A 9,215-nucleotide genomic window follows, 5' to 3' on the forward strand; every position below is an offset into this window, starting at 1 on the left:
GGCCCGCGCGACAGCCCGCGCGACAGCCTGCGCGATCGGCGTCGCGCGCCACCACGCTTGGCGCGCTGCTTGTAGGCCGACCAGGTGTCGAGCGCACGCGCCAGCCAGCGGTAGTGGCGCAGCTGCGGCTCGGTCAGCACGAACAGGCGGCCGAGCAGGGCGGTGCCGAGCAGCTTGGCCGCGGCGATCAGCGCCAGGCCCAGCGCCGCATGACCGGCGTGGACGAGCCCCAGCGCGAGCAGCTTGACGGGCAGCAGCCCCAGCGTCGGCGCCAGGAACAGGGTCAGCGCGAGCGCGGCGGCGCCCGCCGCAGGCGGTCCTCCAGGCGCGCGATCGGCGGCCAGCGGGCCAGGCGGCCGAGTGCGCGCGACAGCGGTCGCCAGCCCCATTCCTCGAACAGGATCAGCAGCGCGACCGGCACGCCGGCAATGGCGCGCAGCGAGCGCCCCAGCCGGGCGAGGGCGCGGTTCACGCCGGTTCGACGCGGCGCAGCCAGGTGCGCACGATGGCCGCGCCCAGCGGGCCGGCCACCTCGGCGACGAAACGGCCGAAGTCCACGTGGGCGCTGTCGTCGGCGCAGTCGGACAGCGTGCGCAGCACTGCGAAGGGGAGGTCGCAATCGAGGCAGACCTGGGCCACCGCCGCCCCCTCCATCTCCACGGCCAGCGCATCGGGCAGTTCGGTGCGCAGGGCGGTGCGCTCGAGCGAGGTCGCGACGAAGCGGTCACCACTGACCACCAGGCCCTCGTGCACACGCGGGCGGTCGATGCCGAGTGCGGCGAAGCTGGAGTCGAGCCCGATGCGCTCGGCCTCCAGTGCGTCGCGCGCCGCGCGCACCAGCGCGTCGCTGAGGTCCGCGTCGGTCGGGAAACGCGAGCGGCCGGTCAGCGGCACTTCGTGGCGCGGAAACAGCGGCGAGGCGTCCATGTCGTGCTGCAGCAGCTCGCGCGCGACCACCACGTCGCCGATCGACGCTGCGGGCTGCAACGCGCCAGCCACGCCGGTGAACACCAGCGCATCGACGCCGTAGCGGTCGGCCAGCAGCAGCGCGGTGGTGGCCGCGGCCACCTTGCCGATGCCCGAACGCACCAGCACCACCTCGTGGCCATCGAGCCGGCCGCGGTGGAAGGCCCGGCCGGCATGGTGCTCGGTCACGGGCGATTGCAGCGCCGCGAGCAAGGTGCGCAGTTCCTCTTCGAGAGCCGCGACGAGTGCGAAGCGCAACCCCATGGCGGGTCCTGTCAGTGCGTGCTGCCGATCAGGGCAGCAGCAAGGCGCGCCGCGCGGAGCGAGCCACTGCGGTCCCCTTGGCGCGCTCGATCTCGGTCAGCAGGTCGCGGGCCACCGATTGCAGGCCGACCAGACCATCGGCCTTCTCGATCGCCAGCACGAAGCGGTAGCCCTTCATCAGGCCCAGGTGCTGCTTCGCCAGGCCGGGCAGCAGGTCGTAGAGGTCCGAGTAGGACAGCGACGACGCCTCCAGCGCGCCCGGGCCGGTCGCGGTGGCCGTGGCGGCGGACGGTGCGGGTTCGGCCGGTGGCAGGCTCGGCGCGACGCTTGGGCCACCGAGCGGGCTCACGAGGCCGGCATCGACGAGCGTCTGCAGGTCTGCGGCGCTGGCGCCCTGCACCATGGACACCCAGTTCGCGCCGTCCCGGCTGGGATCGATGATCAGCAGCAGATTGCGGGCGGTGCGTGTCAGTGCGTGGACGCGGGCGCGGATCTCGGCGCGGCCCGTCTCAGTCTTCGTGTAGCGATCGGCCATCGTGCATCAACAGCTTGCTCTGCCTCGGTACGATCCAGCGCGCAGTGTACGGGCCGACTTCGGCCAGCGTGCCGCGGTGGGTGACGATAGACCGAAGCCCGTGACCCTGCGCACGCCGTGGCGTCGCGGCTCAGGCCTTGTCGCGCAGCTCGCGGCGCAGGATCTTGCCGACCGGCGTCTTGGGCAGCTCGGTGCGAAATTCGACGATCTTCGGCCGCTTGTAGCCCGTCAGGTTGGCCTCGCAATAGGCGCGCACCTGTTCCTCGGTGACCGCGGGGTCGCTGCGCACGATCACCAGCTTGACTGCCTCGCCGCACTTGGCGTCCGCCACGCCGATGGCGGCGCACTCCAGCACGCCCGGCATCTGCGTCACCACTTCCTCGACCTCGTTCGGGTAGACGTTGAAGCCGCTCACCAGGATCATGTCCTTCTTGCGGTCGACGATCCTGAAGTAGCCGCGCTCGTCGACCACGCCGATGTCGCCGGAGCGGAAGTAGCCGTCGGCCGTCATCACCTTCGCGGTCTCGTCGGGACGCTGCCAGTAGCCGGCCATCACCTGCGGGCCCTTGATTGCGATCTCGCCCGGCGTGCCCGGCGGCACCTCGTGGCCGTCGTCGTCGATCAGCTTCAGCAGGGTGTTGGGCATCGGCAGGCCGATGTTGCCGCTGTAGGCGCTGCTGTCGACCGGGTTGCAGGTGGCCGAGGGCGAAGTCTCCGACAGGCCGTAACCCTCCACGATGGGGCAGCCGGTCTTCTCGAGCCAGAGCTTGGCGGTGGCGCTCTGCACCGCCATGCCGCCGCCGACCGAGATCTTCAGATGGCTCCAGTCGACGCTGCCGAAGTCGGCGTGATGCGCCATCGCGTTGAACAGCGTGTTGACTGCCGGGAAGCTGTGGATGCGCTCGCCGCGCAACTGCTTGAACATCGTCGGCAGGTCGCGCGGGTTGGCGATCAGGATGTTGCAGCCGCCCATGCGCAGGCCCAGCATCATGTTCGTGTTGAAGCCGAAGATGTGATAGATCGGCAGCGCGCACACGGTGTTGATCTGCTCGCCGGCGGGGATCTTCTTCAGGGCCGGCTGGTACCAGGCCTCCGACTGCAGGATGTTGGCGACCAGGTGGCGGTGCAGCAGCACCGCGCCCTTGCTCACGCCGGTGGTGCCGCCGGTGTACTGCAGCACCGCGATGTCGTCCGGTCCCACCTTGGCCGCCGTGTACGACTTGCCGCGGCCGGCGGCCAGCGCGTCGTTGAAGCGCACCGCGCCCGGCAGCTCGAACGCCGGCACCATCTTCTTCAGCTTGCGCACCACGGTGTTGACGATCAGCGACTTCGGGAAGCCGAGCAGGTCGCCGAGCGCCGTGACCACCACCTTCTTCGTCGGCACCGTCGACATCACCTTCTGCAGCACGTGCGCGAAGTTCTCGACGATCACGATGGCCTTCGCGCCCGAATCCTTGAGCTGGTGCTCCAGCTCGCGGGGCGTGTACAGCGGGTTGACGTTGACCACCACGTAGCCGGCACGCAGGATCGCGGCCACCGTGACCGGGTACTGCGGCACGTTGGGCATCATCACCGCGACGCGGTCGCCGGCGGCCAGGCCCAGCGTCTGCAGGTAGGCCGCGAGCGAGCGCGACATCTCGTCGACCTGGGCGAAGCTGAAGGCCTTGCCCATGAACTTGTAGGCGGGCAGGCTGCCGAACTTCTTGAAGCTGTCGTCGATCAGCGCGACCAGCGAGGGGTACTGCGCAACGTCGACGTTGTGCGGCACGCCGGCCGGGTAGTGCTCGAGCCAGATGGGGTCCATGGGCAGCTCCATACGCGAAAAGTCATTCTGACTTCGCGCTGACAGGGCCTCTCTCAGGGAATGCGATAGCCCGTGCTGGAGCGGGCTGTCTAGGGCCCGCCGGCATCATCCCTTCGAAGCGAGGCCCCGAGCCGCGGGGCGATGGCTCACTCGATGGCCTTGACCATGTCCTCGACGACCTTCTTGGCATCACCGAAGACCATCATGGTCTTGTCCATGTAGAACAGCTCGTTGTCCAGGCCCGCGTAGCCGGCGGCCATCGAGCGCTTGTTGACGATGATCGTCTTGGCCTTGTAGGCCTCGAGGATGGGCATGCCGTAGATCGGGCTGCCCTTGGTCATCGCCGCCGGGTTCACCACGTCGTTGGCGCCCAGGATGATGGCCACGTCGGCCTGGCCGAACTCGCCGTTGATGTCCTCCATCTCGAACACTTGGTCGTAGGGCACCTCGGCCTCGGCCAGCAGCACGTTCATGTGGCCCGGCATGCGCCCGGCCACCGGATGGATCGCGTACTTGACCGTCACGCCCTTGTGCGTGAGTTTCTCGGCCAGCTCCTTGACCGCATGCTGCGCACGCGCCACCGCCAGACCGTAGCCCGGCACGATCACCACCGTCTCGGCATTGCCCAGCACGAAGGCCGCGTCGTCGGCGCTGCCGCTCTTGACCGGCCGGGCCTCGGCCTTGCCGGCGGTGGCCGCCGTGGCGTCGCCGCCGAAGCCGCCCAGGATCACGTTGAAGAACGAGCGGTTCATCGCCTTGCACATGATGTAGCTCAGGATCGCGCCCGAGCTGCCCACCAGCGAGCCGGCGATGATCAGCATGCTGTTGTTCAGCGAGAAGCCGATGCCCGCAGCGGCCCAGCCCGAGTAGCTGTTGAGCATGGACACCACCACCGGCATGTCGGCGCCGCCGATCGGGATGATGATGGTCACGCCGATCACGAAGGCCAGCGCGAGCAGCAGCGCGAAGTCCAGCTTGGACTCGCTGATCGCGTAGCCGACGATGAAGAACAGCAGCGCCAGGCCGAGCACGGCGTTCAGCGCATGCTGCCCCTTGAACACCACCGGCGCGCCCTGGAACAGGCGGAACTTGTAGCTGCCCGAGAGCTTGCCGAAGGCGATCACCGAACCGCTGAAGGTGATGGCGCCGATGGCCGCGCCCAGCGCCAGCTCGACGCGGTTGCCCACCGGCACCGCGCCGCCCTTTTCGACGATGCCGAAGGCCCAGGGCTCGACCGCCGCGGCGACCGCGATGAACACTGCCGCCAGGCCGATCATGCTGTGGAAGAAGGCCACCAGCTCGGGCATCTTGGTCATCTCGACCGTCTTGGCGCGCCACGCGCCATAGCCGCCGCCGACCACCAGGCCGACCAGGACCCAGCCAAGCCCGAGGGCCGAGCCGGCCAGCTTGACGATCAGTGCCGCGGTGGTCAGCGTGGCGATCGCCATGCCGACCATGCCGAACAGGTTGCCGCGGATCGAGGTGGTCGGGTGGCTCAGGCCCTTCAAGGCCTGGATGAAGCAGACGCTGGCGACCAGGTAGAGCAGGGTGACGAGATTGAGGCTCATGGCTTACTTCCCCTGCGCCGTCGCTGCGGGCTTCTTGTCCTTCTTCTTGAACATCTCCAGCATGCGGCGCGTGACGAGGAAGCCGCCGAAGATGTTCACCGCAGCCAGCGCCACCGCCAGCACGCCCATGGTCTTGCCTAGGCCGGTCTCGGTCAGGGCGGCGGCGAGCATCGCGCCGACGATCACGATGGCCGAGATGGCATTGGTCACCGCCATCAGCGGCGTGTGCAGCGCCGGCGTGACGGTCCACACCACGTGGTAGCCGACGTAGATGGCCAGCACGAAGATGATCAGGTTGAGGATGGTGGGACTGACGATGTCCATCTTGTTGTCTCCTGGGGATCAGAACTTGCGGACCGACTCGATGCGGTTGCCCGGCCCGAGCAGCACCACCTTGGCTTGTGCGTCGCGACCTCGGCGTCGTTCATCGGGGCGTAGGTGCAGATGATCAGCAGGTCGCCGACATGGGCCTTGCGGGCCGCGGCGCCATTGAGCGAGATCACGCCCGAGCCCGGCGGTGCCGGGATGACGTAGGTGGAGAAGCGTTCGCCGTTGTTGACGTTGTAGAGCTCGATCTGCTCGAACTCGCGCATGTCGGCGGCCTCCAGCAGGGCGGCATCGATGCCGCACGAGCCTTCGTAATGCAGGTCGGCCTCGGTCACCGTGGCGCGATGGAGCTTCGCGCGGAGCATCAGGCGATTCATGTTCTGAGCAACTGCCCGTCGCGGCACATCAGGCAGGCCTTGACGATGTCGTCCTCGAGGTCGATCTTCAGCGCCGCGGCGTCCTTCTCGAGCACGAGCTTCAGGAAGTCGAGCACGTTGCGCGCATACAGCGCCGACGCATCGGCGGCCACCAGCGCGGGCAGGTTGGTCTCGCCGACCAGCGTGACGCCGTGCTTCACCACCGTGCGGCCGGCCTCGGTCAGCGGGCAGTTGCCGCCCTGGGGTGCGGCCATGTCGACGATCACCGAGCCGGGCTTCATGGCCTTGACCATGTCCTCGGTCACCAGCACCGGCGCCGGGCGGCCCGGGATCAGCGCGGTGGTGATCACGATGTCGGCCTGGGCCACGCGCTTGGCGACCTCGACCTTCTGGCGTTCCAGCCACGACGGCGGCATCGGGCGGGCGTAGCCGCCCACGCCCTCGGCGGCTTCCTTCTCCTCGGCGGTCTCGTAGGGCACGTCGATGAACTTGGCGCCCAGCGACTCCACCTGCTCCTTCACCGAGGGGCGCACGTCGGAGGCCTCGATGACGGCGCCCAGGCGCTTGGCGGTGGCGATGGCCTGCAGCCCGGCCACCCCCACGCCCAGGATCACCACCCGCGCGGCCTTCACGGTGCCGGCGGCCGTCATCAGCATCGGGAAGATGCGCTGGTAGCGGTCGGCGCCGATCATCACCGCCTTGTAGCCAGCCAGGTTGGCCTGCGAGCTCAGCACGTCCATGCTCTGCGCGCGCGTGGTGCGCGGAGCGGCCTCGAGGGCGAAGGCGGTCAGCTTCGCGTCGGTCAGGCCCTGCAGCCCGTCCTTGTCGAAGGGGTTGAGCATGCCGATCAGCGCCGTCGACGCCGGGATCAGCGCGCGCTCGGCCACCGAGGGTGCGCGCACCTTCAGCACCAGCGGGCAGCCGAAGGCGCCGGCCGCGTCGGTGATCTCGGCACCGGCGGCCACGTAGGCCTCGTCGGTGACGCTGGCGCTCAGGCCGGCGCCCGCCTGCACATGCAGCGAGTGGCCCTGTGCCTTGAGCTTCTTGACCGTCTCGGGGGTCGCGGCAACGCGGGTTTCTCCCGCAGCCGTCTCGCGCGGCACGCCGATGCGCATGGTGCTGCCTCCTCAGGGCTTGTTGTGTTTGGGGGCGGAGCTTACACAATCCGGAGACCGTCCCCCTTACGATCGTGCATGAAACAAAGATGGAAACCTGCCGTGACCGTGGCTGCGGTCATCGAAAACCAGGGTCGTTTCCTGCTGGTGGAAGAGCAGACGCCCGAAGGCATCTGCCTCAACCAGCCGGCCGGTCACCTCGATCCGGGGGAGTCGTTGCTCGAGGCGGTGGTGCGCGAGGTGCTCGAGGAGACCGCCTGCGTGTTCACGCCGACCGCGCTGCTCGGCGTCTACATGTCGCGCTTCATCCGCAGCGCCCGCAACGAGGACGTGACCTACCTGCGCTTCTCCTACTGCGGCAGCGTCGGCGAGCCGGTGCCCGGCCGTGCGCTCGACAAGGGCATCCTGCGCACGCTGTGGATGACGCCCGAGGAGATCCGCGCCAACGCCCACCGCCACCGCAGCCCGGCGCTGCAGCGCAATGTCGATGACCACCTGGCCGGCATTCGCCATCCGCTCGGCACGGTCTTCGTCGACCCCGGCCTCTACGATCCGGTGGAAAAATCCTGAGGATGAGCGCGAAGAAGGAGCGGGTGGTGGTCGGGCTGAGCGGCGGGGTCGACTCCGCGGTCAGCGCCTGGCTGCTGAAGCAGCAGGGTCATGAGGTGGTCGGCCTGTTCATGAAGAACTGGGAGGACGACGATGACGACGAATACTGCTCGTCGCGCCAGGACTTCCTCGATGCCGCCAGCGTGGCCGACGTGATCGGCATCGAGATCGAGCACGTCAACTTCGCTGCCGAGTACCGGGACCGCGTGTTCGCCGAGTTCCTGCGCGAGTACGAGGCCGGCCGCACACCCAACCCCGATGTCCTGTGCAACGCCGAGATCAAGTTCAAGGCCTTCCTGGACCATGCCCTGCGGCTGGGCGCCGGCAAGATCGCCACCGGACATTACGCCCGGGTTCGCCGCGCACCGGCGCTCCCCGGCATGCCCGATGGGCCTCTTGACGAGTCGAGCGCCGGCGCGCTCGACCGCGTCCGGGTGCGCGAGGCGGGCGGCCGCTTCGAGTTGCTCAAGGGGCTGGACGCGAGCAAGGACCAGAGCTATTTCCTGCACCGCCTGAGCCAGGCGCAGCTGGCGCGCACGCTGTTCCCGGTGGGCGAGCTGCCGAAGACCGAGGTGCGTCGCATCGCCGCGGAGATCAGGCTGCCGGTGGCGGCGAAGAAGGACTCGACCGGCATCTGTTTCATCGGCGAGCGCCCGTTCCGCGAGTTCCTGAACCGCTACCTCGCGCACGCGCCGGGGCCGATCAAGGACGAGCGCGGCCGCACGCTCGGCGAGCACGTGGGGCTGTCCTTCTACACGCTGGGCCAGCGCAAGGGCATCGGCATCGGTGGCGTGAAGGAGCGCGGCGCGGCGCGCGGCGGGGCCGACCATGCACCCTGGTTCGTGGCCCGCAAGGACCGTCCGCACAACACGCTGTACGTGGTGCAGGGCCACGACCATCCGTGGCTGCAGTCGTTCCGGCTGGAGGCAGACGACGCCAGCTGGATCGCCGGCACCCCGCCGGCGCCGGGCGCACTGGCGGCCAAGACCCGTTACCGCCAGGCCGACGCGTCCTGCGTGCTGGCGCCGGGTGCCGACGGTCGCTTCCGGCTCGACTTCGGTGTGCCGCAGTGGGCGGTGACGCCGGGCCAGTCGGCGGTGCTGTACGACGGCGAGGTCTGCCTAGGCGGCGGCGTGATCGCCGCGGCGGCCTGAGGCTGGCGCGGCCGCAGGCCCGGGGGCCTCTGCCTCACCGCGGGCGCGCCAGGTCCAGCGTCCAGTACAGGCCGTAGCTGCTGGCGTTGTTGCGCGCGCAGGCGAGGCCGAGCTCCGTGTAGCCCGGGCTCATCAGGTTGGCGCAGTGGCCGTCGCTGGCCATCCAGCCGTCTACTACCGACTGCAGCGAACCGTAGCCGGCCCCGATGTTCTCGCCCACGCCGGACCAGGCGTAGCCCGCTGCGTCGACGCGGGCGCCGAGCGTGCTGCCGTCCGTCCCGGTGTGCGAGAAGTGATCGTGGTCGGCCATGTCGCGGCTGTGGCGGTAGGCGGCCTGGGCGAGTTGCGCGTCCAGGCCAGCGCCGGGACGGCGGCGAAGCTGCCGCGCGCGCCGCAGGTGGCTCCGGCCGCGCGGCGCGCATTGACGAGGCGCAGCGCCTCGGCCTGGAAGTCGGCGAAGCCGCAGCTGATCTCCGCGCCGGTGGCGAGCGGGGCG

Annotated in this window: 10 protein-coding genes and 2 pseudogenes; 3 read left to right on the forward strand and 9 right to left on the reverse strand. The window is 69.4% G+C overall.

Annotated features, from left to right (window positions below; genetic code table 11):
• The 8 genes and pseudogenes from Y694_RS17270 to Y694_RS17305 form a co-directional block, all read right to left on the reverse strand.
• A pseudogene (locus Y694_RS17270) lies at nt 1-389 on the reverse strand (hypothetical protein); the annotation flags it as partial.
• Between the two features lie 79 nt (nt 390-468).
• The gene (locus Y694_RS17275) at nt 469-1,230 is read right to left on the reverse strand and encodes a 5'-methylthioadenosine/adenosylhomocysteine nucleosidase (protein WP_036234768.1); all 762 of its coding nucleotides are present in this window, start codon (nt 1,228-1,230) and stop codon (nt 469-471) included.
• Nucleotides 1,231-1,258: 28 nt separating this feature from the next.
• Entirely contained in the window at nt 1,259-1,765 is a 507-nt protein-coding gene (locus Y694_RS17280) for a hypothetical protein (RefSeq protein ID WP_036234770.1), read from the reverse strand.
• 130 nt (nt 1,766-1,895) lie between these two features.
• Nucleotides 1,896-3,569 carry a long-chain-fatty-acid--CoA ligase gene (locus tag Y694_RS17285; protein WP_036234775.1) on the reverse strand — a complete coding sequence of 558 codons (1,674 nt, stop codon included), beginning with the start codon at nt 3,567-3,569 and terminating at the stop codon, nt 1,896-1,898.
• 146 nt (nt 3,570-3,715) lie between these two features.
• Nucleotides 3,716-5,137 (reverse strand): NAD(P)(+) transhydrogenase (Re/Si-specific) subunit beta, encoded by a 1,422-nt coding sequence (locus tag Y694_RS17290; protein WP_011831144.1) that lies wholly within the window; start codon nt 5,135-5,137, stop codon nt 3,716-3,718.
• Nucleotides 5,138-5,140: 3 nt separating this feature from the next.
• On the reverse strand, nt 5,141-5,461 hold the full coding sequence (locus Y694_RS17295) for an NAD(P) transhydrogenase subunit alpha (protein WP_011831143.1): 321 nt from the start codon (nt 5,459-5,461) through the stop codon (nt 5,141-5,143).
• An 18-nt stretch (nt 5,462-5,479) separates the two neighbouring features.
• Nucleotides 5,480-5,841 (reverse strand): annotated as a pseudogene (gene panD / locus Y694_RS17300) (aspartate 1-decarboxylase).
• Nucleotides 5,838-6,956, reverse strand: coding sequence for a Re/Si-specific NAD(P)(+) transhydrogenase subunit alpha (locus Y694_RS17305; protein WP_011831141.1), 1,119 nt, complete (start codon nt 6,954-6,956; stop codon nt 5,838-5,840). Before Y694_RS17305 ends, panD begins: the two are co-directional and overlap by 4 nt.
• 78 nt (nt 6,957-7,034) lie before the next feature.
• Between Y694_RS17305 and Y694_RS17310 the strand changes: the two genes are divergently transcribed.
• Nucleotides 7,035-7,526, forward strand: a complete 492-nt coding sequence (locus Y694_RS17310) for an NUDIX hydrolase (RefSeq protein ID WP_036234772.1) — start codon at nt 7,035-7,037, stop codon at nt 7,524-7,526.
• Between the two features lie 2 nt (nt 7,527-7,528).
• Nucleotides 7,529-8,719 (forward strand): MnmA/TRMU family protein, encoded by a 1,191-nt coding sequence (locus tag Y694_RS17315; protein ID WP_036234773.1) that lies wholly within the window; start codon nt 7,529-7,531, stop codon nt 8,717-8,719.
• 34 nt (nt 8,720-8,753) lie between these two features.
• Here Y694_RS17315 and Y694_RS26125 read toward each other — a convergent pair whose 3' ends face one another.
• Nucleotides 8,754-9,029: a CAP domain-containing protein gene (locus Y694_RS26125; protein WP_051495858.1), complete on the reverse strand. Its 276-nt coding sequence runs from the start codon at nt 9,027-9,029 to the stop codon at nt 8,754-8,756.
• Here Y694_RS26125 and Y694_RS26130 point away from each other — a divergent pair.
• The coding region (locus Y694_RS26130; RefSeq protein ID WP_231497744.1) for a hypothetical protein at nt 9,018-9,215 on the forward strand (198 nt) is incomplete at its 3' end. The two genes, Y694_RS26125 and Y694_RS26130, sit on opposite strands and share 12 nt — an antisense overlap.

The sequence above is a fragment of the Methylibium sp. T29-B genome, assembly GCF_000576225.1.
Lineage (GTDB): Bacteria > Pseudomonadota > Gammaproteobacteria > Burkholderiales > Burkholderiaceae_C > Methylibium > Methylibium petroleiphilum.